At 41.7% G+C, this 24,508-nt stretch carries 21 protein-coding genes; 8 read left to right on the plus strand and 13 right to left on the minus strand.

Annotated elements, in window-relative coordinates:
* Positions 1 to 367: DapH/DapD/GlmU-related protein (locus B4F91_RS15965; RefSeq protein ID WP_288636003.1), on the plus strand; the 367-nt coding region annotated here is incomplete at its 5' end.
* A gap of 170 nt (positions 368 to 537) precedes the next feature.
* Here the strand turns inward: B4F91_RS15965 and B4F91_RS15970 are convergent.
* Positions 538 to 2,313 (minus strand): methyl-accepting chemotaxis protein, encoded by a 1,776-nt coding sequence (locus tag B4F91_RS15970; protein WP_286937175.1) that lies wholly within the window; start codon positions 2,311 to 2,313, stop codon positions 538 to 540.
* A 506-nt stretch (positions 2,314 to 2,819) separates the two neighbouring features.
* On the opposite strand from B4F91_RS15970, the gene B4F91_RS15975 reads away from it, so the two are divergent.
* Positions 2,820 to 4,850: a BCCT family transporter gene (locus B4F91_RS15975; RefSeq protein ID WP_055253111.1), complete on the plus strand. Its 2,031-nt coding sequence runs from the start codon at positions 2,820 to 2,822 to the stop codon at positions 4,848 to 4,850.
* Positions 4,851 to 4,937: 87 nt separating this feature from the next.
* Here B4F91_RS15975 and B4F91_RS15980 read toward each other — a convergent pair whose 3' ends face one another.
* From B4F91_RS15980 to pspA, 8 genes are all read right to left on the minus strand, one after another.
* Complete coding sequence (locus tag B4F91_RS15980) at positions 4,938 to 5,282, minus strand: 4a-hydroxytetrahydrobiopterin dehydratase (RefSeq protein ID WP_004586913.1); 345 nt, start codon at positions 5,280 to 5,282, stop codon at positions 4,938 to 4,940.
* Positions 5,283 to 5,320: 38 nt separating this feature from the next.
* Positions 5,321 to 6,118, minus strand: a complete 798-nt coding sequence (gene phhA / locus B4F91_RS15985) for a phenylalanine 4-monooxygenase (RefSeq protein ID WP_096739315.1) — start codon at positions 6,116 to 6,118, stop codon at positions 5,321 to 5,323.
* Between the two features lie 237 nt (positions 6,119 to 6,355).
* A complete protein-coding gene (gene megL, locus B4F91_RS15990; RefSeq protein ID WP_096739314.1) occupies positions 6,356 to 7,537 on the minus strand; it encodes a methionine gamma-lyase in 1,182 nt (393 codons plus the stop codon).
* Positions 7,538 to 7,682: 145 nt separating this feature from the next.
* Positions 7,683 to 8,711 carry a TIGR01620 family protein gene (locus tag B4F91_RS15995; RefSeq protein ID WP_096739313.1) on the minus strand — a complete coding sequence of 343 codons (1,029 nt, stop codon included), beginning with the start codon at positions 8,709 to 8,711 and terminating at the stop codon, positions 7,683 to 7,685.
* The gene (locus tag B4F91_RS16000; protein ID WP_286936674.1) at positions 8,708 to 10,132 is read right to left on the minus strand and encodes a YcjX family protein; all 1,425 of its coding nucleotides are present in this window, start codon (positions 10,130 to 10,132) and stop codon (positions 8,708 to 8,710) included. Before B4F91_RS16000 ends, B4F91_RS15995 begins: the two co-directional genes overlap by 4 nt.
* Positions 10,133 to 10,189: 57 nt before the next feature.
* The gene (gene pspC / locus B4F91_RS16005; RefSeq protein ID WP_004586908.1) at positions 10,190 to 10,591 is read right to left on the minus strand and encodes an envelope stress response membrane protein PspC; all 402 of its coding nucleotides are present in this window, start codon (positions 10,589 to 10,591) and stop codon (positions 10,190 to 10,192) included.
* A complete protein-coding gene (gene pspB / locus B4F91_RS16010; protein ID WP_004586907.1) occupies positions 10,588 to 10,821 on the minus strand; it encodes an envelope stress response membrane protein PspB in 234 nt (77 codons plus the stop codon). Before pspB ends, pspC begins: the two co-directional genes overlap by 4 nt.
* Positions 10,822 to 10,888: 67 nt before the next feature.
* Complete coding sequence (gene pspA / locus B4F91_RS16015; RefSeq protein ID WP_004586906.1) at positions 10,889 to 11,548, minus strand: phage shock protein PspA; 660 nt, start codon at positions 11,546 to 11,548, stop codon at positions 10,889 to 10,891.
* Positions 11,549 to 11,734: 186 nt separating this feature from the next.
* Here pspA and pspF point away from each other — a divergent pair, with 186 nt between their 5' ends.
* The 6 genes from pspF to B4F91_RS16045 are packed head-to-tail and all read left to right on the plus strand — an operon-like array spanning position 11,735 to position 18,090.
* Positions 11,735 to 12,799 (plus strand): phage shock protein operon transcriptional activator, encoded by a 1,065-nt coding sequence (gene pspF, locus B4F91_RS16020; RefSeq protein WP_029774294.1) that lies wholly within the window; start codon positions 11,735 to 11,737, stop codon positions 12,797 to 12,799.
* Between the two features lie 15 nt (positions 12,800 to 12,814).
* Positions 12,815 to 14,422 (plus strand): ABC transporter substrate-binding protein, encoded by a 1,608-nt coding sequence (locus B4F91_RS16025; protein ID WP_286936676.1) that lies wholly within the window; start codon positions 12,815 to 12,817, stop codon positions 14,420 to 14,422.
* Positions 14,422 to 15,456, plus strand: a complete 1,035-nt coding sequence (locus B4F91_RS16030; protein ID WP_286936679.1) for an ABC transporter permease — start codon at positions 14,422 to 14,424, stop codon at positions 15,454 to 15,456. The genes B4F91_RS16025 and B4F91_RS16030 overlap by 1 nt, the downstream gene beginning before the upstream one ends.
* The gene (locus B4F91_RS16035) at positions 15,443 to 16,336 is read left to right on the plus strand and encodes an ABC transporter permease subunit (RefSeq protein WP_024033801.1); all 894 of its coding nucleotides are present in this window, start codon (positions 15,443 to 15,445) and stop codon (positions 16,334 to 16,336) included. Before B4F91_RS16030 ends, B4F91_RS16035 begins: the two co-directional genes overlap by 14 nt.
* Positions 16,337 to 17,329, plus strand: a complete 993-nt coding sequence (locus tag B4F91_RS16040) for an oligopeptide/dipeptide ABC transporter ATP-binding protein (protein ID WP_004586901.1) — start codon at positions 16,337 to 16,339, stop codon at positions 17,327 to 17,329.
* The gene (locus tag B4F91_RS16045; RefSeq protein ID WP_004586900.1) at positions 17,329 to 18,090 is read left to right on the plus strand and encodes an ATP-binding cassette domain-containing protein; all 762 of its coding nucleotides are present in this window, start codon (positions 17,329 to 17,331) and stop codon (positions 18,088 to 18,090) included. The genes B4F91_RS16040 and B4F91_RS16045 overlap by 1 nt, the downstream gene beginning before the upstream one ends.
* Positions 18,091 to 18,204: 114 nt before the next feature.
* On the opposite strand, the gene B4F91_RS16050 is transcribed toward B4F91_RS16045, so the two are convergent.
* From B4F91_RS16050 to clpX, 4 genes are all read right to left on the minus strand, one after another.
* Entirely contained in the window at positions 18,205 to 20,106 is a 1,902-nt protein-coding gene (locus B4F91_RS16050; RefSeq protein ID WP_054983058.1) for a SurA N-terminal domain-containing protein, read from the minus strand.
* Positions 20,107 to 20,278: 172 nt separating this feature from the next.
* Positions 20,279 to 20,578 (minus strand): HU family DNA-binding protein, encoded by a 300-nt coding sequence (locus tag B4F91_RS16055; protein ID WP_286247754.1) that lies wholly within the window; start codon positions 20,576 to 20,578, stop codon positions 20,279 to 20,281.
* Between the two features lie 183 nt (positions 20,579 to 20,761).
* Positions 20,762 to 23,122, minus strand: coding sequence for an endopeptidase La (gene lon, locus B4F91_RS16060; RefSeq protein WP_029772555.1), 2,361 nt, complete (start codon positions 23,120 to 23,122; stop codon positions 20,762 to 20,764).
* A gap of 150 nt (positions 23,123 to 23,272) precedes the next feature.
* Positions 23,273 to 24,508 (minus strand): ATP-dependent protease ATP-binding subunit ClpX (gene clpX / locus B4F91_RS16065; RefSeq protein WP_288636010.1); only part of this gene is annotated, 1,236 nt, incomplete at its 5' end.

Genomic DNA, 24,508 nt, shown 5'->3' on the forward strand with positions numbered 1-24,508 from the left:
GAACGTACACTTATCTGGCGGCGTGGGCATAGGCGGCGTTTTAGAGCCACTACAAGCTAACCCAACCATCATTGAAGACAACTGCTTTATTGGCGCACGCTCTGAAATTGTTGAAGGTGTAGTAGTAGAGGAAGGCGCTGTAATTTCAATGGGCGTTTACATTAGCCAAAGCACTCGTATTTACGACCGTGAAACCGGCGAAATTCACTACGGCCGAGTACCAGCAGGCGCTGTAGTTGTGCCAGGTGCATTACCATCAAAAGATGGCACTCACAGCCTATACGCTGCAATTATCGTGAAAAAAGTAGATAAGCAAACACGCGAAAAAGTAGGCATCAACGCCCTACTACGCTCAATTGATGATTAACCGTAGGTTGGGTTGAGTGAAACGAAACCCAACGATACTTAAAAGTTAACTGCTAAAATTTAACTTTAATTAAATATAAAAAAGCTCTAGACCTTTGGTTTAGAGCTTTTATGTTTAGATACTATGTTCGTTAATTAATTGAATTATAACTTAATCACTTTATTTATCAGTTAAACTTTAAAGTAATCTAGCTTTGACTTTTGATCTTCAGCTAATTTAGACAATTCATGACTCGCTGCAGCGGCTTGAGTAATGCCCGTTACATTTTGGCTCACTAAATCATAAATATTTGTCAGATTCACATTTATATCTTTAGTGACTTGGCTTTGCTCTTCCGAGGCTGTTGCCACTTGCGTATTGGTATCCGTCAACGATTCTATAGCTTTAGTTATATCACTTAATGAGTCACTTAGCTGGCTAGATAATGCTTGGTTACCTTTGAGCATTTCAATACTTGTATGCATGCTATTGTTAGCCTGACCTGATTGAGTTTGTAACTCTTCTATTATTATTTGAATCTCTTTCGTTGACTCTTGGGTTCTGGCAGCTAGCATTCTCACTTCATCAGCAACAACAGCAAAACCACGCCCGCTCTCTCCAGCTCGAGCAGCTTCAATAGCAGCATTCAGCGCTAACAAATTAGTTTGATCTGATATTTCCTCAATGACCTGGATCACTTGCCCTATTTTATCAGATTGCTCTTTGAGTGAATTAACTACATTTGCAGCATCTTCTAACTGTATAAACATTTTCCCGCTTGCTTCACTACTTTGTTTAAACATAACCATACTTTGTGAAGCCAATTTATTTGCCTCTTGAGATGCACTATCAGCAACTACTGCATTATTAGCGACTTCCGCTGAGGTCCCTTCAAGTTCATTTACTGCTGAGGCAACTTGCTCAACTTCATACTTTTCTTGATCTGAGTTACTACTTGACTGAGTCATCACCGTAGCAAGCTCAATTGCGGAAGACGAAACCTCAATACTTATTCTGCTAAGGGATTTTACCGTTTGATGCAACTGATGAACGGTTAAGTTTACATCGCGGGCTAGTGCCGAAATCTCATTCTTACCTTGCTCATCTGCATTAACTAGTAAGTTACCTTGTGCCACTTGCCTCATTGTTTCCTGTAGTGCTTGTATTGGCTTTACAATAAGGTTTGCAAGAACCCAACTAATATAAACAGCAGCAATTAAAATCACCAATAACCCAACTAAAGACCAGTTAAGGACGTAAGTATGGGCCGCTTCACTGTGCTGAATATTAGTTACTGTTACTGTGTTTAACTTCTCAGATAGTGCATCTATCGCAGATAGCATTTTTTGCCCCAGCTCACGATATTGACTACTTGCAGAATTATATTGTGATTGTTGAGCTGAGCTTAACACTTGGCTTAGCTTAGAGTTTAGAAGAGGAAACATTGTGCTTTGTGAAAACCCTACATATTGGTTAACTGCACTCTTTAAACTGTTGACTTCACTTTCTAGCCCCTCCATTTGATTAATAACGTCTAAGCTTTTATTAATATTAGATTTTTTTTGCTGCAAAACACTAACATAGGTTTTCAAATCATCCGCTGTAAACAAACTATAAATAGCTTTGATACGCATGTCATAAGTATTATTAACTATTTGATTTAAAGATGATTTATATGTAATGAGATCACTAGTTGCGCGGCTCACCTTAGAAAAAGCATTGCCTAACTGACTTGAGCTATAAAGTAAGCCTATTAAAATTAACGTAATACTGAATAATACCGGTACTAAAATTTGCATTTTTACCGACAAAGAATTAAAAAATCTGCGCATTAAACCACTCCTGAGTATTTGTCCGTTGTTTACAGAGCCTGCAAAGCTCAAATGATTAAAAAATAAGAAGATCAATAAAATAAGCGCAGGATTATCGATTACAAATGTTACAATTGCAAAAAAATAAACAAGCAAAATCTCACTAGGAAAGAAAAAAGTAGAGCAAAGAAGATTTGTCTTATATTAATAGTCATACAGTTCAATCAAGAACGCAGCATAATGAAGTTTTTTAGAGTTGCATTCTATGACATTACCCAAAATGGAAAATTGCATAATTTAGAATGAAATATTTTAAATATATCTGCTGAAATTTAAAAAAGCTGTTTTCACATGAATTAAAAGCATAAAGAACAAACACAACTCGATGTAAATGATCAAACGTTTTTATCGGTAATATCAATAACAACAATCAGCTCTTAAAATAATTGAAATAAAGAACGTTGTTACGCACGGCTGCTCGCCACAAACAGATATAACTCACGCAACGTTAAATAAAATAGCGACCACAGAAGAGGACGCTCCCTTTGTCTGTCAAAGAAATATACGTATACATAACAAACGACTGAATTAGCCAACACACCCAAGATATAATAAGGTAGTAAAGCATACTTGAAAGTTAGCAATTAATATTAAGGATTAATATGACAAAAACTGCTTTACGCTCAACTATTTTGCTACCGGTATTTTTGCCCGCGGTATTTATTATTCTGCTTTTGGTCATTGGTACAAGTAGCAACCCTGAACTGGCAGGGCAAGCATTCAGTGTCGCCCTCAAGTGGATAACAGAAACCTTTGGCTGGTTTTATATGTTATCAGTTGCCATCTTCTTAGTTTTCATCGTTTGTGTTGCCGCCTCCAGCTGGGGAAATATCAAGCTGGGCCCTGATCATGCGCAACCGCAATACAGCTTTGGCGAATGGTTCGCCATGCTATTTTCGGCCGGTTACGGAGTCGCATTACTTTATTTTGGTGTAGCAGAACCCGTGCTCCATTATGCATCTCCACCTGCGGGCGCTGCAGAAACCGTTGATGCCGCTAAGCAGGCTATGCAAATTGCATTTTTTCATTGGGGTTTTCATATATGGGCAATTTATGGGATTGTTGGTTTAGTACTTGCTTACTTTGCATTTCGCCACGGTCTTCCGCTGTCTATTCGCTCAGCCTTGTATCCACTTATTGGTGATAAAATATATGGCCCTATTGGGCACACTGTTGATGTGTTTGCCATATTAGGCACGCTATTTGGTATTGCCACAACGTTAGGGCTTTCGGTTACTCAAATTAATGCCGGGCTGCACTACTTATGGCCAAGCATCCCTATTAATACCACGGTACAAATTACCGCTATTGTTATTATTACCGCAGCGGCAACGTTTTCTGTGGTGGCAGGTATGGATAAAGGTGTGAAGCGTTTATCTATAATAAACATGACACTCGCCGTATCATTAATGGCCTTTGTGTTTTTTATTGGCCCGACTATTCATATTCTTGAATCGTTTTTACAAAATACCGGCAGCTACCTCAGCGGTATTGTTGAGCGTACTTTTAATTTACAAGCCTATAGCCGTAGTGATTGGATTGGTAACTGGACTCTATTTATATTTGGCTGGACTATAGCGTGGGCACCCTTTGTTGGTATGTTTATCGCTAAAATTAGCCGCGGCAGAACCATTAGGCAATTTGTTGTGGGCGTGATGCTAGTTCCGACTATTTTTACCTTTTTATGGTTTTCTGTATTTGGCGATACCGCGCTAAATTTAATAATGAATGAAGGGTTTAATACTTTAATAACCGATGTTCAAGCAAACCATGCCGTTGCGCTATTTCAATTATTTGAAGTGCTACCGTTATCGTTTATTATTTCGTTACTGACGGTTATTTTAATTATTACCTTTTTTGTAACTTCATCTGACTCGGGCTCGTTAGTTATTGACTCCCTCGCCTCTGGCGGGAGTATTGATACGCCGGCATGGCAACGGGTGTTTTGGGCTGTGCTTGAGGGCGCTGTGGCTGCTGTTTTACTAGTAGCAGGTGGGCTAAGTGCACTACAAACCATGACAATAGCCAGTGCCCTACCCTTTGCTATTATTATGCTTATTGCAACCGCGGGACTTTGGCGCGCACTTACCATTGAAGGCCATCGCGATACGAGCTTACAAGCACATGCGCTCAATAGCCGTAATGTTAACCTATCTCATTGGAAGCGCCGGTTAGCCGCTATGGTTAATTATCCGAATAAGGAAAAAGTGCATACCTTCATTAGTAGTGTGGTGGTAAAAGCAATGCAAGCTGTTCAAGCAGAATTAAAAGCGCGCCAGTGGCATGCCGAGGTAGATTTTGATACTGACTTAGGCCGCGCCCATTTAACCGTACTACGCCATGAACATGTTGATTTTGTGTATGACATTCGTCTTACTGAGCACCCAATGCCAAGCTTTGCCTACACTGAGCTAAAACCGGATGTTGATAACTCCGAGATGTATTACAAGGCAGATGTTTTCTTGCGCCGCGGTGGGTTATCTTACGATGTATATGGCTACAGTGAAGATGATATTGTGAAGGACATTCTTGATCAATTTGAGAATTACTTGCACTTTTTAGGTAACAGCCCAGGGGAACTTCCGTGGGATATGGCCGAACACGATGACATGTTAAATAGCGACAAACCTTAAATAAGCGCTTTATTTAACAGCGCAATTTTGATGCAATAAAAAAGGCACTTAAAAGTGCCTTTTTAGTCTGCTCAATTAATTTTTTAATTACAGCGCGTTAAATACGTCGTCTGTTTTAGCTGCGCAAATAAAATCGTTTTTGTGCAGGCCTTTAATTGAATGGCTCCACCACGTTACGGTTACTTTGCCCCACTCGGTTAATAAACCAGGGTGATGGCCTTCATCTTCTGCCATATCACCTACTTTATTAGTAAACGCCATAGCTTGTTTAAAGTTTTTAAACTTATAAACACGCTCAAGTTGCATAATGCCGTCGCGTACCTCTGGTACCCAGTCTGGAATTTTTGTAATAAGTTGGGCAAGCTCTTCCTCAGATACCTTTGGCGCATCTACGTGACAGGCTTCGCATTTTTGTTCACTTAATGAAGACATTTTAAATCCTTACTTTAGCGTTTCTTTTTAAATTAAAGTTAACCGGCTAATTTTTCTTTAGGTGGAAATTTTGGGTCGTGCAAACCAAGCGCTTTAGCTTGCTCAACCAAAGTCATAATATCCATTTGCGATATATCAAACAGATCATGAATCGAATTTATGGTGTAGTACTGTGGTTGCATAATATCAATGCGGTACGGCGTACGCAGCACATCAATTACGCTCATAGGCGTTATCTCTGGTGTATCTGAATACACGTACTGGGTTTCACCTGGGCTTGATAATATACCACCGCCATATATACGCAGGCCTTTTTCGGTTTGCATTAAACCAAACTCAACGGTAAACCAATACATACGTGCAAGGTATACACGATCTTTTTTCTGCGCTGCATACCCTAATTGGCCGTATTTGTGTGTGAATTCGGCAAAGTCAGGGTTTGTTAGCATAGCGCAGTGGCCAAATATTTCATGGAAAATGTCAGGCTCTTGCAGGTAGTCAAACTCTTCTCGACTACGAATAAACGTCGCTACCGGAAATTGTTTGTTTGCCAATAACCTAAAAAATTCATCAAAATCGATAAGCGCAGGTACAGGCGCTACTTGCCAACCGGTGGTGGCAAGAAGCACTTCGTTAAGTTCGCTTAACTGCGGAATACGATCGTGTGGTAGGTTTATTTTTTTAAGCCCATCCATGTATTCATCACAAGCTTTGCCTTCTATGCACGCAAGTTGGCGCGTAACAAGCTCAGACCAAATTTTATTTTCTTCTTCGCTCCAATGAATAACACCGTTTTCATCGGGTGTTTTAGAGGTGTATTTACTTGCTTTAGCCATAATAACCTTCTTGGGGTTAAGCCCTAAATGTGTGTCAGTGTGATACTCAAGATTAGTGAATATCTAATGAAGCCATACTATGCAAAAGTGAAGAAAAGTTTAATAGTTAGGCGGATATCTACATTTAGCACGATCCCCTAAAGTGTATAGTTAAAATTACACCATCGGCATTAATATTATACAACCACAAAATTAAAGGCGTTAAGGGTAAATTAAACTGTACATAAATAAATACAGCTAACAAATTAATGTAAAAGCTTGGTTTAAGTCGTCAATAATATCGTTAACATCTTCAAGCCCTACAGAGAGCCTTATTAAGCCATCACTTATGCCTGCGGCTGCTCGCTCCTCGGGTGTGTAAGGGGAATGCGTCATTGATGCGGGGTGCTGAATAAGCGTTTCGGCATCACCTAAACTTACAGCAAGTGTGCAAAGCTTCATGCTATCTATAAACTGCGCTCCTTGAGCAAGGCTGCCTTTAATTTCAAATGCGATAACGCCGCCTGCGGCTTTCATTTGCTTGCCTATATATTTGTTGCCAGGGTGCGATTTAAGTCCAGGGTAATAAACAATATTAACCTGTGGGTGCGTCTCTAAATATTCGGCAACCGTTTGCGCGCTTTGGCAATGGCGCTCCATGCGTATGGCTAAAGTTTTTAATCCGCGATTAATAAGCCATGCGTCGTGCGGGCTTATGGTGGCACCAATATCTTTAAGTACCGTCATTTTTATTAAGTTAATGTGCTCATGCGTTCCACACACAAGCCCAGCCACTACATCGCCATGGCCGTTTAAGTACTTAGTGGCACTGTGCACAATAATATCTATGCCGTACTGCTTAGGTGATTGCAGCAGTGGCGTTAAAAAGGTGTTGTCGACCACACTAATTAAATTATGTTGCTTAGCGAGCCCGCCAATTAAGGCTAAATCAATGACTGCCATTGTGGGGTTGATTGGCGTTTCTACAAATATCATTTTTGAATTAGGTTTTATAGCAGCGCGAAGCTCGCCCTCGTTGGTCATATCAACAAAAGTAACTTCTATTCCCCAGCGCGGTAACATGTGAGCAAAAAACGCAAAAGTACATCCATATAATGCACTTGATGCAATTAAATGATCGCCCTGCGATAAAAAGCTTAATACCGACGCCGATACAGCACCCATACCTGTGGCGGTAGCTGCTGCGGCTTCGCAGCCCTCTAACTGTGCTACTTTTTGCTCAAGTTCGGTGGTGGTTGGGTTACCTAGGCGGGTGTAGATATAACCGGGCTCATCGCCTGCAAAACGCGCGGCACCTTGTGCTGCATTTTCAAAATGAAAGGTAGAGGTTTGATACAAAGGCGACGTGAGTGCGCCATGCGGATCGTTTGCTTTTTGCGGGCCATGAATACATTGGGTATTAATATGCTGCTTGCTCATTGTGTGCTCTCGTTTTTATTATGTGTGTCAATTACATAAATAAAACGCACCGCAGTTTAAATCACAAGCATGCCGGATGCTCAGATGGCTATTTGTGCAAAAACCGCTCAGCGCGGTTTTGTACACAAATATTGCCACTGCTACTTTAGGACGTTGGCTCGGCCTTTTTACGGCTCATAATTTTGCTGGCAATACTTTGCACTGTGCCTTTTAACAAGCTGCGTTTGTTTTCAAGCCGTGGTAATGGGCGGCTAAGCTCCATTGCTTTGTAACCAATACGTGCTGTAAAAATACCGGCGCTTACACCTTGCGCTGCACGCCCCGAAAGCTTACCTAAAAGCTCAGCACTGAGTGCTGTGGCTGCTAAATCAGATACAAGCTCAGCACTGCCTACAAACATAACTTGTTTTATTAGCATACGGTAGAGCTTAATGCGGCTTGCGTAACCAAAACCAATGCCATAAATTTTACCAATTTGCTCTATTAACTTAGTACCGCGCCAAAGTACCGCCATCATGTCCACCAGCGCAAGGGGGCTTAGGGCAACAAGCAACGCTGACTCTGTCGCAAAGCGGTTTATAAGCTTTTTAGCTTGCGTGTCTTGCGTTATAAGTAAGCTATTTGCGTAAAGGGTCATTATTTCTTTATCGCTATGATGGGTAGCCACTTGGTTTTTAAACGCATCGAAGTTGTCGAGCTGTTGGTGCTTATTTAGTTTTTCAAGCCAGGGTAATGCGCCACCTACTTGCTCACTATTTAAGAGTCTGTCGGCTTCTTGGCGGTGTAATTGATTACGCTTTAAACTGCGCAGCATTCTGTATTCGCGCCATAGCATGCGCCCAATTAGCAACACACCGCTTACCACCGCCGTTAAATACACGCCGCCTAAAATGACCGACTGCTGAAACGCAAACACTAACGAATACGCAAATTCTAAAAGCACTAACACTAAAAAGCTTACAGCAAACACCCCTTTAAGCGTTTGCCATTTAGATTTTTTATATACCGGCTCTAGGTCTATTTCTTCATCAAGAAGTTCATCTTCAGGCTCTTCAATGTATTCACTTTGACCCTGGGTAATTATTTTTGCAGGAGCAAGCGTTGCCTCAACCTGTTCATCAGCTTGGCTATCAATTCGCCTACCCGCTTGAAAAGTTTGCTGTGTGTCGTTCATGATAATTTGTCTCCTAACAAGTACTGCATCACATGATCAAGGCGAATATGCTTAAGTTGCTTATCGGGGTTTGGCATAGGCGCAAACGATAAAAACTCAAAGCCCTGCGCTGGCCACTCATTTTTATTAAGCATGCGCTTTGGTGGCTGTGGGGGTAAATAAGTAAGCCAATCTTGCTCGTTAAGTGGTTTGCCATAAATGCAATCAAGCGTTTGGCCTTTATCGGCCACTTGGCGCGGCTGCGTTGCTGCAATTGACGACATTGCCATGGTTTCTATTTGTACGCCATCAAACTTTAAGTGATTACTTTGCTCATGCACTAGCGAGTCAAGTAGTAGTGCTAAGTCTTTATGGTGCTTTGCACTTATATGATCTGACTTATTTGCAGCAAACAGTATTTTATCTATATTCGGTTTAAATAAACGCTTAAAAAATCCCGACTCGCCGTAATTAAAGTGTGCGAGTAATTGGTTTATTACACTACTTTGCTCTTGGAGTGTTTCGTGGCCTTCATTTAAAGCGCTGAGTACGTCTACCAACACAATTTGGCGGTCAAAGTGTTTAAAGTGCTCATTATAAAATGGCTTAACCACCTCTTTTACATAGGCGTTAAAGCGCTTAATTAAATGCGCTAAGTTAGAGCCTGCCACTACCTCATCACTTTTTATATGCTGCGCATTTACCGGAAAAAACAACAAAAGCGGCGCACCTTGTAAGTCACCAGGCATAAGCATGCGCCCAGGTTGTAACATGGCAAGCTTAGTATCTTTTTTAAGGCCCACCAGCATACTTTGATAAAGCGCCGCAATGTGTGCAAGCAAGCCTTCATCTACAGGCGCATTTAAATCAAGCTGTTCAAGCGCGTTTAAAAATTCAGTAGAGGCATTCACACGTGGGTGCTGTAGTAACAGCGGGTATTGTTGCTCGCACCACTGACTATAGCTTTGCTCAAGCATAGGTAAATCAAGTAGCCATTCACCTGGGTAGTCGATAATATCTAAATACAGCGTAGATTGCGGCGAAAAATGCCCACGCAACCCAGATGCGCTTTGGTATTTAATCGCTAAACGCAGGGTGTTAATACGCTCGGTTGATGCAGGCCATGTAGGCTCCCCATCGCTTGGGAGCAAGGCATTAAGCGCCCGCGGATAGTCAAACGTAGGCACTTTTAACGCCTCTTGCGGCACCACTTTGGTGGCTATATGGCGGTGCTCTCGCATTACATCAAAAAACGGTAAGTTTTTATCATCGCTTTGTGTTGTAAGGTGCTTAACAAGTGCGGTAATAAACGCGGTTTTACCACTGCCACTTAGACCGGTTACGGCCAACTTTACGTGTTGATCTAAACTGCGATGAAGGGCTTTTTGGGCTGAACCTTTAATACTTTTAAAGGTTTTTTTGGCAAATGAAGTGCTACTCATAATGGGCTAGCACTTCATTGATGCTGTTAATCACCGAACAAAGTGCTATTAAATCCTTTAAAGTTTGTTGATTTCACGGCTAACCGTAAACTCGCTTGAAGTAACATGGCGCTCCATATCTTGAAGACGCGTGTCTATTCGCGTTAAACGCTCTTTTAAGTCTTGCAATGCGCGGCGCGGTGGCTCGCCTTTTTGCCATACTTTAAATTTAACTTCTAGCGGATCGTCAGTTTTAGTTGAGCTACTAGTATGTATAGTTGTGGGGTCTTTTTTATCTAAAATAAACCACGCTGCAATATACGCTACCACAAATAATGGGCCACCCGTTAGCAGTACCGCACTAACAAAAATAATGCGAACTAACCATAACTCCATATTAAAGTAGTCACTTAATCCCGCACATACACCGGCGATTTTGCCGCGCTGTGGGTCTCTTAATAATTCGCGTTTGGCACTCATACTTTGCGTCTCCATTGTGGTGACTCTTGATCAAGTAATGCTTCAAGGGTTTCTACTCTATCAGCCATTTTTTCGGCCTTGTGGGCAAGTTCCAATAACTGGCGATGTTCATGCTCACTTAACCCTTGGCTCACTTGCTTTTTGCTACGGTAGTGCAAAATTAACCACAGTGGCGCAACAAAAATCATGAACAAGATAAATGGTGCAATTAGTATCTCTGGATCAAACATAATCCTCTCCTGACAATCCGTAATCGATGTTTTAAGCAGTGGGGCACTTTAAGTACCCCTTTATAAGTTATTTATCAGCTAGCTTCTTTTTAAGTTCGGCAAGCTCATCATCTATCTTTTCATTTTTTTGTAGGTCGGCAATTTCATCTGCAAGCGACTTTTTACCTAAATCGTAAGACTCTATTTGAGATTCTAGTCCATCAATTTTAGTTTCGTAGCGCTCAAAGCGATTAAGTGCGTCTTCTACTTTAGAGCTATCAAGGGCTTTTTTCACTTCAAGGCGCGACTCGGCCGAACGTTGACGTAAAATAATTGCCTTTTGACGTGCTTTAGCATCGGCTAGCTTTTCTTGTAGAGTGGTGACTTCTTGCTGAAGTTTCTCAATGTGAGACTCTACATGCTCAAGCTCAGACTCTACTGCTGCGACTGCTTCTGCCGATTTTTGCTTTTCAAGTAATGCTGAACGCGCTAAATCGTCGCGGTCTTTACTTAATGCAAGCTCTGCTTTGTCTTGCCAATCGCTTACTTGTGCTTTTAGTGTGTCTACACGACGTACTAATTCTTTTTTCTCAGCCAGTGTTTTCGCTGACGTAGAGCGCACCTCTACTAATGTATCTTCCATCTCTTGGATAATAAGACGAACCATTTTTTCTGGGTCTTCTGCTTTATCTAAAATGGCATTGATATTAGAATTAACAATGTCTGCAAAACGCGAAAAAATTCCCATAACATTTACCTCTGTAATATAAACTTAGTTGGTCTGCTGTAACTAGTATCAATATGCTTGCCAACTTTTTAAAATCTAAAATACACTTTATTTTCATTAAGTTAAACTAAATATACAAATTCCTTTAGTTATCCCTGATTATGAAATACACTAACTGTTAGCAAAAATGACCAAGAGTTAGGAAAAATGAGCCAATATCGCCAACAGGATAATTTACTCGGCCAATCTGATAGCTTTTTAGCTGTACTTGATCAGGTATCGCAGTTAGCTAATTTAGATAAGCCAGTGCTTATTATTGGCGAGCGAGGAACCGGTAAAGAGCTTATAGCCGCCCGTTTACACTTTTTATCAAAGCGTTGGGATCAAAACTACGTAAAGCTTAACTGTGCAGCCCTTAACGAAAACCTCCTCGAAAGCGAATTATTTGGTCATGAAAGCGGTGCTTTTACCGGGGCAAGTAAACGCCACGAAGGTCGCTTTGAGCGCGCTAACAGCGGTACCTTATTTTTAGATGAACTGGCTAATACGTCGGCCATGGTACAAGAAAAGCTTCTGCGCGTTATAGAATATGGTGAATTTGAGCGGGTTGGTGGTAAACACACCGTAAAGGTAGATACTCGTTTAGTGTGTGCCACCAACGAAGATTTACCCCACCTTGCTGAACAGGGCGAATTTAGAAGTGACTTACTTGACCGCTTAGCCTTTGATGTAATTACCCTGCCACCACTGCGCGAACGTCAAGACGATATTATGCTACTCGCTGAGCAATTTGCCATGAATATGGCACGCGATTTAGAGTGGGAGTTATTTAGTGGCTTTACCCGCAGCGCCACCGAAACCCTGCTAAATTACGATTGGCCGGGTAATATACGCGAGCTTAAAAATGTAGTTGAGCGAAGTTTGTATCGTCATGGTAATGAACATATTCCCGTTCACCAGATTATTTTAGACCCATTTGAAAGCCGTTTTAGACCCAAAGCACGCATTAAAGCTCCTATTGCAACACCGCTTGCCCCAGCTGAGCCTACAACACTAGCCACACCTGTTAGCGAGCTTAGTAATGAGCTTAGCGCCCCAATTGAATTTCCGTGTAGCTTAAAAGAGCGCTCTAACGAATTTGAAATAAATATGATTAATAAAGCCCTTGAGCATAGCCAATTTAATCAAAAGAAAACTGCAGAAGTACTCGGTTTAACGTATCATCAATTACGTGGTTATCTTAAAAAATACAATTTATTAGAAGATAAATAGTTAGAGGTTATGCGAGTGCATAAAATACTACTTGTTTTACTAGCCAGCACCTTAACAGGCTGCTTTGATAGTAAAGAAGAAATTATAGAAGAGAAAAACCAAGGCCTCGTTTATTGCGCCGAAGCGAACCCTGTGTCGTTTAATCCGCAAGTAACAACCACTGGCTCAACTATTGATATTATTGCTAATCAGTTATTTGACCGTTTAATTAGTATTGACCCTGTTACTGCAGATTTTAAAAGTGAGCTGGCAACCGATTGGAAAATTAGCAACGATGGAAAGTCGGTCACCTTTACGCTGCGTAAAGGCGTAAAATTTCATTCTACCTCGTACTTTACCCCTACTCGCGATTTTAACGCTGATGATGTTATTTTTACCTTTAGCCGATTATTTGACGTGTACAACCCGTACCATTTTGTAGGCGATGCAAACTACCCGTATTTTCAAAGTGTGGGGCTCGACCAGCTTATTCGTAAAATTGTGCGCGTGTCTGACTATCAAGTGCGCTTTGAGCTATTTCACCCAGAAAGCAGTTTTTTAACGAACATGGCCACCGACTTTGCCGTGGTGCTGTCGCAAGAATACGCAATGCAATTAAAAGCGCGAGATCAAACTAATTTATTCGATCAGTACCCTATTGGCACAGGCCCCTACATTTATAAAGAGTACCGACGCGATCACTTAGTGCGCTTTTACCGCAACCCCCTTTATTGGAAGCACGATGTTGCCCTTGAACAGCTGGTTTACGACATTACGACAAACGGCACTACGCGCATAGCAAAAATGCTCACTAAAGAGTGCGATGTAACCGCCCACCCAAGTAGCGCACAACTGAGTATTTTAGCGCAACGAGACGATATAAACGTTGAAAAAGAAACCAATTTAAATATTGGTTATTGGGCCTTTAATACTGAGCGCGCCCCTTTTGATGACATTAGAGTACGCAGAGCCCTTGCGCATGCAATTGATATAGACAAAATAATGCAAGCCGTTTATTACGGTAATGGTATACGCGCGCAATCTATTTTACCGCCGACTTCGTGGGGCTTTGAACCACAAGAAAACATGCCTATGTTTGACCCTGAACTGGCTAAAAAACTACTTATAGAAGCGGGGTTACCGAATGGCTTTGATATGACCATTTGGGCAATGCCGGTGAGTCGAATATACAATCCTAATGCCCGCAAAATGGCTGAGCTGATGCAAAGCGATTTACGCAAAATAGGTGTTAATGTAAGTATTGTTGAGTACGAGTGGAATACTTTTATTCAGCGTATAGGTGAGCACCGCCACGATAGCGTATTACTCGGCTGGGCTGCCGATACACCCGACCCAGATAACTTTTTTAGCCCATTGCTAAGCTGCACTGCCACTTTTAGCGGTAAAAACCCTGCCAATTGGTGTAACCCGCAGTTTGACTTATTGCTTACCCAAGCGCTCGACACCACCGATTTAAACTTACGCAAACAGTATTACGATCAGGTTCAAGCGCTCATTGTAGATCAGCTCCCATTGGTGCCTATTGCTCATGGTATGCGTTTTCAAGCAAATAGTGCCGATGTAGAAGGGATAACCCTTGGCCCATTTGGGGCGATTTCACTCGCAAATGCGAGGAAAAAATAATGATACTAGATTATATATTACGCCGCCTTGGCTTGTTTTTATTCATGATTTTAATGCTAAGCATATTTACCTTTTCGCTTAGCTACTTGTTCCCAGGGGATCCGCTCAGCAACCTAAGTGGCATTCCTACCGGTAATTTTTCTCAGCACAGTGAGCTTGAAGATAAATACATGTATGACAGCAACTACGTTATGCAGTATTTAGCGTTTTTAGGGCGTATATTTCAAGGTGATTGGGGCGTGTCGTTTGCCTCGGGAGATAACGTTTTTCAGCACATTTTAGATTTAATCCCAGCAACTTTAGAGCTGTGTGTTTATGCGCTTATTGTATCGGTTGTGGTAGGTGTACCAGCAGGCATTTTGGCCTCAGCGTACACACGCCGTTGGCCAGATAAATTAATTAGCTCTACCACCATGATTGGTTACTCTATTCCGGTTTTTTGGTTAGCGCTGTTACTTATTATGATTTTTTCGCTCAAGCTGGGCTGGTTTCCTATGTCGGGTAGAATGGGGTTACTATTTGAAATACCGCCTAATACTGGGTTTATATTAATCGATATTATGCTCGCAGGCTTCCCCTACAAAGGTGAAGCATTTATAGATGCACTGCATCACTTAACACTGCCAACCATAGTGCTAGCCATGTTTCCTACCACTGTTTTAGTGCGCTTTACCCGCGACTCTATGCTTAAAGTAATGGATCAAAGCTTTATAAAAACGGCCAGGGCAAAAGGCCTTAATCGCCGCCAATTAATCATGCATCATGCGCTGCGCAATACGCTATTGCCAGTAATAAAACAAATAGGGCTGCAATTTAGTACGCTTATTACGCTTGCCATGATAACCGAAGTTATTTTTTCTTGGCCGGGTATTGGCCGTTGGCTAATCGATAGTATTTACCAACGAGACTACCCTGCTATTCAAGGCGGTTTAATGGCGGTGTCTATGTTTGTTATTATTGCCACTATTGTTGCCGAGCTTACATATACTCTGTTCGACCCAATTTCGCGGAATCAGGCACATGGTAAAGTTTAAATTATTTTCTGAAGAGTCGAATAAATCGCCGCTGGCGCGTTTTTGGCGCAAATTTAAAAACAATCACCCCGCCTTGGTGGGATTATGGATTTTTATGGCGTTTGCGCTATTGGCCGCCAGTGCGCCCTTTTTAGCGCCGTATGGAGTTAACCAGCAACATAGCGATGCTTTACTTATACCGCCATCATGGCGAGAAATGGGTGATGTGCGCTTTATTTTAGGCACCGATGATTTAGGACGCGATGTACTCTCGCGCTTGATGAATGGCGCAACCTACACGTTTGGCTTATCGGTGGTGGCTGCATTTATTACCACCATTATTGGTGTGCTTGTTGGCACTTTTGCCGGCATTAGCCGCGGCCTTCGCTCAAGCTTTTTAAATCACTTGCTTGATATCACGCTCTCTATTCCGTCTTTGCTATTGGCGATTATTATTATCGCAGTGCTTGGGCCGGGCTTAATGAATACAGTGTGGGCCATTATACTGGCGTTATTACCGCAATTCATTCACTCTATTCGTAATTTAATTGTTGATGAGCTAAGCAAAGACTACATTACCGCTTTTAGGCTTGATGGTGCCTCTAACTGGCATATTTTGTCGCGGGGTATTTTTCCTAATATTTATGAACACATTGTGGTTATTTTTACCACCGCGCTTTCTACTGCTATTTTAGATATTGCCGCCTTAGGCTTTTTAAAACTTGGTGCACAGCCCCCAACTACCGAATGGGGCGCCATACTGGCTGAGAATTTAGGCCTTATATATTTAGCACCTTGGACCGTTGCGCTACCGGGTGTATTATTATTTTTAGCGGTTTTGTCTACCAATTTAGTAGGTGATGGCCTACGAAAAGTGCTTAAAGCACGTAAGGCTGATTAAATGCAATTACTCGACGTTAGAAATTTAACCATAGAGCTGCGTACCTCTGAAACGGTAATTCGCGCTGTAGATAGAGTCAGCTTTAGCCTAAAAGAAGGCGAAGTACATGGCTTGGTGGGTGAGTCGGGCTCTGGTAAAAGCTTAATAGCCAAAGCCATTGTTGGGGTACTTAACGAACGCTGGCATATAACAGCCGATAGAATGCATTGGCGCGGTGTTGATTTAATGCGCTTAACCCCAGAGCAACGCAGAAAAACAGTCAGCCAAGACATTGCGATGATTTACCAAGACCCTAGCCGCTGCCTTGACCCGACCGCTAAAATATTTGACCAAATAGCCGAAACACTGCCTGAAACATCCACTAAAGGCTTTTTTTTAAAGCGCAATAGAGAACGTAAAGACCGCGTAAAAGCACTTATCCATAAAGTGGGTATTAAAAACCACGACGCTGTGCTTGATAGTTACCCGCACGAGCTATCAGAAGGCGTGTGCCAAAAGGTCATGATTGCCATGGCCATAGCGCGCACTCCTAAGCTACTAATTGCTGATGAGCCGACTACAGCGCTTGAAAGCACCACTCGTGCACAGGTATTTAGGTTGCTAAAAAGCTTAAATCAATTAAAAAATATGTCTATTTTGATGATTTCTCATGAGCTTGAAGAAATAGCCGACTGGTCGCACGGTATTCATGTTTTATATTGTGGGCAAATGGTTGAAGCCGGCCCAACGCAACGTATTTTCCGCCAGCCTCGCCATCCTTACACGCAAGCGTTATTAAAAAGCTTACCCAATTATGAGCAAGGCTTAGCACACAAAGAACCCTTTTATGCACTTAAAGGCACTATCCCTACTTTGCAACATTTACCTATAGGTTGCCGATTAGGCCCACGCTGCCCTCAAGCACAAAAAGAATGTGTAATTACCCCTGCACTTACTAAGCACCATGGGCACAGCTATGCGTGTCATTTTCCGCTTATTAAGGAGATGAAGTAATGCAACCGGTATTAAAAGTACAAGCGCTTTGTAAAACCTTTAACATACGTGCCGGTTTATTTAGCCGCAAAAAATTTGAGGTACTAAAAAATATCTCTTTTTGTGTGGGCAAAGGCGAAACAATCGCAGTAATCGGTGAAACCGGTGCGGGTAAAAGTACACTCGCTAAATTACTCGCAGGGGCAGATAGCGCCGACAGTGGGCAAATTTTATTAGAAAGTAACATTATTGAAGATGACGGCGTGCGCGATGATCAATGTCGACATATCCGCATGATATTCCAAGACTCCGCTGCCTCGCTCAACCCGGGTCTCACCATAGGTGATATGCTAGATGATTGCTTGCAGTATAATACCGATTCAGACCAACTCGCTCGCCAAGAAAAAATAGATGCCACGCTTTCTAAAGTGGGACTGCTAATCGATCATCAACATTATTACCCTCACATGTTTAGTGTAGGCCAATTGCAGCGTGTAGCGTTGGCGCGGGCGCTCATTTTAGACCCTAAAGTGGTGGTGCTTGATGAAGCGCTGTCGGCTTTAGATCCCTCCGTTCGTGCGCAAACAGTTAACTTATTACTTAAGCTGCAAAAAGAAACCGGTCTAACTTATGTACTCATTACGCACCATTTAAGTTTAGTGCGCCATATCAGCGATCAGCTAGTAGTGCTTGAAAAAGGTGAGGTAGTAGAATATGGGCGTACCGAAGAGGTGTTTCAAAATCCGCAATCAAAAGTAACACAGCGCTTAATTTGCTGTTAATACTAAGCTTATATTTATAAAACAATACTGCCTAATTATTTTACTAAGCACATTGAAGTTATAAAAAAGGCGCGTTACTTATAAAGTAACGCGCCTTTTTTTAACGTATCGCGATTATTCTGCTGCTTGCTCTACCACAGGTAGATTTAGCTCAGCTTTAGCCTTTAAAGACTCAATAAACGCTAAGTAGTTTTTGTTAGCTTGCGCCATAGTAATGTTTTGCTGTACTTGCGGGTCGATATTTGCGGTTACTTGCGCATCGCTTACCGATTTAAGTGCAACAATTGCTGCATCACCGTTGTTTAAATCAACCACGTCTGTGCTTGGTGCATCATTAGGACGAGGCATTTTAAACGCTTGCGTTACAATAGCAGGCGAAACCGTGTAGCTTTGACGCGTTAAGCTCGCTTCTTCACGTACCGTTAGGTTTTGCTCACTGGCCACATCGCTTAGCGTTTTACCTGCTTGAACTTGTGCAAATAACTCACGTGCTTTTTCTTTAGCAAGTGTTGATGCTTTTTCATTAACTAAACGTGTTTTGATTTGCTCACTCACTTGCGCAAGTGGTTTAGTTGCAGATGGCTCGTATTTATTTACACGTACTACAATAACGTGCTCATCACCTAGCTCAATCACTTCTGAGTTTACTTTATCTTCAAGTAATTCTACTGAGAACAACTGAGAAATTACCGCAGGTGTATTAAGAGGCTCTGGCAATGCATTACGTGCAACAAGTGGTGTGGTTTTAACTTCAACGTCTGCCACTTCTGCAGCATCGTCTAAACGGTCAGAAATCTCAAATGCTAAGGCACCCATTTCTGTTTGCTTTTCGTAAAACGCATCTACTTTTTCAGTTTGCTCAAGCTCTGCACGTAAGTCGGCTTTTACATCGTCATACGCTTTTACTTGCTCTGGCTGTAAGTCAGTAAGTTTTATAATGTGATAACCAAACTCTGATGCTACAACCTCTGAAATATCACCTTTGCTTTGAAGCGCAAATGCAGCATCTTCAAAAGCAGGGTCCATTACATCGCGTTCAATCCACTCTAGGTCGCCGCCCATTTCGCCACTCACAACATCATCAGATGATGACTCTGCAAGCTGTGCAAAATCAGCACCTTGTTCTAACTGCTCATGTAATGCGTTGGCTTTTTCAAGCGCGGCATCATCATCTTCGCTGTTATCAATTAAAATGTGCGATACACGGCGTTTTTCAGGCTCGATGTATTGTGCTTTATTTTGCTCATAATACGCTTTTACGTCGTCTTCTGTTACCGACTCTACGGTGATGTCTTGTGCTTTAAGCTCAATGTAATCAACCGATACACGCTCTGGCGATAAAAATTGTGATGCGTTTAGCTCGTAGTAATCAGCAATTTCTTGCTCAGATACATCTACGTTTGCTTGTAACGCTTCTTTGCTTAACACAAGGTAGTCTATGCTACGCGTTTGCTGCTGCAGGGCTGCAGCGCGTTTAAGCTCGTTTTCAAGTGCAAACTCAGTACCAGCAACCGCAGACACTAATTGGCTGCGTGTCATGTCTTTACGTAAGTACTCACGAAAAGCATCTGGTTGAAAGTTCATTTGACGAATTACTTGTAGGTAACGGTCGTTATTAAATTTTTCACCAATTTGAAAGTACGGTAGTTCTAAAATTGTTTTACGTACGCTGTCGTCGCTTACGCGAAGGCCTAAGTCTGCCGCTAATTGTGATTGCAATTCTTGTTGTACTAAGCGGTCAATTACACCTTGACGAATTTGCGCCATGTAATTTGGATCTGCACTGATTTGTGCAAAGTATTCGCCAAATTGTTGCTCTAAACGGCTACGTTCGTTTTGATAAGCACGATTAAATTCGGTTTGGCTAATTTTAATTCCATTTACTTCAGCAACGGGTTGTTCTGGGGTTTGACCTAAGTAACTACCGATCCCTGCTAAGGCAAAAGATAAAATCACCGCGCCTAAAATTATTTTGGCTACAGGACCCTGTGAGCCCTCTCTGATTTTCTCAAGCATTTGTTTATCTCTTATTGATCAAGGTATTTTACCTTGTCATATGTAAAAAAAGCGTATCTTACCAGATACGCTTTTTCACTTGAAGTAACTGGCGGTGAAGTTACTTAATTCATCGATTAGGATAATTAAGTTTATATACACTCGCCATAACTAATCTGTATTTAAACAGTGATTAGTTTACTGCGTCTTTCAGCGCTTTACCGGCTTTGAAAGAAGGAATATTTGCCGCAGCGATTTGGATAGTTTCACCAGTTTGTGGGTTACGGCCTGAACGAGCAGCACGCTCGCGTACTGAGAAAGTACCAAAACCTACAAGTGCAACTGAATCGCCATCTTTAAGCGCTCCAGATACAGACTCGATGAATGAATCTAGTGCACGACCTGCAGCCGCTTTAGAAATGTCAGCGTCAGCTGCGATTTGATCGATTAATTGAGATTTATTCACAATATCATCCTCTTTCATTGTTATTATCAAGAGCGATTGTTTTTTAAACTAACAACACTTTTTTGAAAATTTTAGAGCAAACTTTTAATGCTCACATGATTATATTTTTCTTAAGCCTAGGCCCCATAAGGGCTAGGCTCGAAAACCAGTGCTTAACTTATCATACCGATTAGATTTGAAAAGCCCTTTAAAGCACTTTTTTTGGGTTTTTTATTGGTTTTTCGGTGTTTCGACTGAAAAACTCTCAACAGGATGCACTAAAGCTAACTTTAATACTTCATCAATCCACGTAACTGGGTGAACATCTAAGCCTGCCAGTACGTTATCTGGGATCTCTTTTAAGTCACGTTCGTTAATTTTAGGAATGATGACTGTTTTAATTCCACCACGGTGTGCAGCAAGTAGTTTCTCTTTTAAACCACCAATAGGCAGTACTTCACCGCGCAGTGTTATTTCACCTGTCATTGCTACATCGGCTTTAACGGGGTTACCTGTTAAGCTCGATACTAAACCCGTTACCATTGCTGCACCGGCGCTTGGGCCATCTTTAGGGGTCGCGCCCTCTGGTACATGCACATGAATGTCGCGTTTTTCGTAAAAATCGTTATTAATACGGAACGTATCAGCACGATTACGAACCACCGTCATGGCCGCTTGTATCGACTCTTGCATTACATCGCCCAGTGAACCTGTGTAGCTTAGCTTGCCTTTACCTGGCACAGCCGCACATTCAATGGTCAGTAAATCGCCGCCTACTTCGGTCCACGCTAAGCCTGTTACCTGACCAATGCGATCGCCGTCTTCAGCTTTACCGTAGTCGTAGCGCTGTACCCCTAAAAACTCTTCTAGGTTATCTTGATTAACAGTGACTGTTTTAGTCTCTTTATCAAGTAAGATATTTTTAACGGCTTTACGACATAGTTTAGATACTTCGCGCTCTAAATTACGTACGCCCGCTTCACGCGTGTAGTAACGAATAATGCCAATAATTGCACTGTCTTCTATTACTAGCTCAGAAGGTTTTAAACCATTGCGTTTAACTTGCTTAGTAATTAAGTGCTCTTTTGCAATGTTTAGCTTTTCATCTTCGGTGTAACCCGATAAGCGAATAACTTCCATTCTGTCCAATAATGGACCAGGGATATTAAAGCTGTTTGATGTTGCTACAAACATTACATCCGATAAATCGTAGTCTACTTCTAAGTAGTGATCAGCAAAGTGGCTGTTTTGCTCCGGATCGAGCACCTCTAATAGTGCTGAAGCTGGGTCGCCGCGCATATCTGATGACATTTTGTCGATTTCATCTAACAAGAATAATGGGTTTTTAACGCCCACTTTTGTCATGTTTTGAATCAGCTTACCTGGCATAGAGCCAATGTAAGTACGACGATGACCACGAATTTCAGCTTCGTCGCGTACGCCACCTAATGCCATACGAACATATTTACGACCCGTAGAGCGTGCAATAGACTGCCCTAATGACGTTTTACCTACACCCGGTGGTCCTACTAAACATAAAATAGGCCCTTTAAGCTTATTGGTACGTTGTTGCACCGCGAGGTATTCAATTATGCGTTCTTTAACTTTATCTAAGCCATGGTGATCGCTATCAAGAATTTTTTGCGCGCCTGCTAAGTCTTTTTTCACTTTAGAGCGTTTTTTCCATGGTACGTTAATTAACGTATCAATGTATGAACGCACTACAGTGGCCTCTGCAGACATTGGCGACATCATTTTAAGCTTATTAAGCTCAGCTGATGCTTTTTCTTTCGCTTCTTCTGGCATACCTGATTCTTCAATACGCTTTTTAAGCGCTTCAAATTCGTCAGGTACATCATCAAGCTCACCAAGTTCTTTTTGAATGGCTTTCATTTGCTCGTTGAGGTAGTACTCGCGCTGAGACTTTTCCATCTGCTTTTTCACGCGGGTACGAATTTTTTTCTCAACTTGCAATAAGTCTATTTCACCTTCCATCAGTGCCATTAGGTATTCTAAGCGCTCTGTAACACTTGAAATTTCTAACACTTTTTGTTTTTCAGGTACTTTTAATGGCATATGCGCTGCCATTGTATCGGCAAGGCGTGCTGGCTCATCAATACCTGAAACAGAGGTTAATACCTCAGGTGGAATTTTTTTATTAAGTTTTACATAGCCTTCAAACTGGCTAACAGCGCTGCGGATGAAAATATCTTGCTCTTGCTCATCCACTGAATCAGATTCGATGAACTGAGCATTCGCTACAAAAAACTCATCGTTATCTACAAATTCTTCAATTTGTGCGCGCTGCGTACCTTCAACTAAAACTTTAACTGTACCGTCTGGTAACTTTAATAACTGAAGTACAGTAGCAATAGTACCGATACGGTAAATATCGTCTTGCTCAGGTTCGTCTACAGTTGCATCTTTTTGTGCAACCAAGAAAATTTGTTTGTCTTTATCCATTGCCGCTTCGAGGCATTTTATTGATTTTTCACGGCCTACAAAAAGCGGGATCACCATGTGCGGATATACCACAACATCGCGCAGTGCTAACACTGGGATTTCGACTCGATCGGTTCTCTCAAGCGTCATTATAGTTTCTCTTCGCACTTCATTTATTTAAAAGATTACTCAAGTATATGGGGATAATCTAATTAAAGTTCAACAATTTTCCCCAACTCGTTCAAATTAATTATAAAAAAAGGAGCCTAAGGCTCCTTTTTTATACAAATAGCTTAAAAACTACTCTGATGCAGCTTTATCTTGATTATTGTTTTCATAAATCAAGATTGGGTCAGATTCACCTTTAATCACGGTTTCATCTATAACCACTTTGCTTACATCATCCATTGATGGCAGCTCATACATAGTATCAAGCAGTACGCCTTCAACAATTGAGCGAAGTCCGCGAGCACCTGTTTTACGCTCCATTGCTTTGTGAGCAATAGCGCTTAGTGCATCATCACGGAACTCTAATTCAACGTCTTCCATACCAAACAATACAGAGAACTGTTTAGTAATGGCGTTTTTAGGTTCACTTAATATTTGTACAAGTGCCGCTTCATCAAGCTCAGTTAATGTAGCAACAACAGGTAAACGACCAATAAACTCAGGAATTAAGCCGTACTTAACTAAATCTTCTGGCTCTACGTCTTTGAATGTTTCGCTTAAAGAGCGGCTCGACGCTGACTCTTTAACGTTAACACCAAAGCCAATTCCGGTATTTTTATGGCTACGCTGTTCGATTACTTTATCTAGGCCTGCAAATGCACCACCACAGATAAATAAAATCTTAGAGGTATCAACCTGTAAAAACTCTTGCTGCGGGTGCTTACGACCACCTTGTGGTGGTACTGAGGCAACCGTGCCTTCAATTAGTTTAAGCAGCGCTTGTTGTACGCCCTCACCCGACACGTCGCGTGTAATAGATGGGTTATCTGATTTACGTGAAATTTTGTCAATTTCATCAATGTAAACAATACCACGTTGCGCTTTTTCTACGTCGTAGTCACATTTTTGTAGCAGTTTTTGAATGATGTTTTCTACATCTTCACCTACATAACCGGCTTCGGTTAGTGTAGTTGCATCTGCCATAGTAAACGGTACATCAAGTAAACGCGCAAGTGTTTCTGCCAGTAATGTTTTACCACTACCTGTAGGGCCAATAAGCAAAATGTTACTTTTACCTAGTTCTACTTCTTGCTTTGTAGATTGGTTGCGTAGGCGCTTGTAGTGATTGTATACCGCTACAGACAATACTTTTTTAGCATGGTCTTGACCAATTACGTAGTCATCTAAGTGATTACGAATTTCTTTTGGCACAGGTAGTTTATCAGACGAATTATGCTTAGGAGCAATGTCTTTGATTTCTTCCCTGATAATATCGTTACACAGCTCTACACATTCATCACAAATGTATACTGAAGGACCTGCAATTAATTTACGCACTTCGTGTTGGCTTTTGCCACAAAAAGAGCA

The sequence above is a fragment of the Pseudoalteromonas sp. UBA6610 genome, assembly GCF_002433295.1.
Taxonomy (GTDB): Bacteria; Pseudomonadota; Gammaproteobacteria; order Enterobacterales; family Alteromonadaceae; genus Pseudoalteromonas; species Pseudoalteromonas atlantica.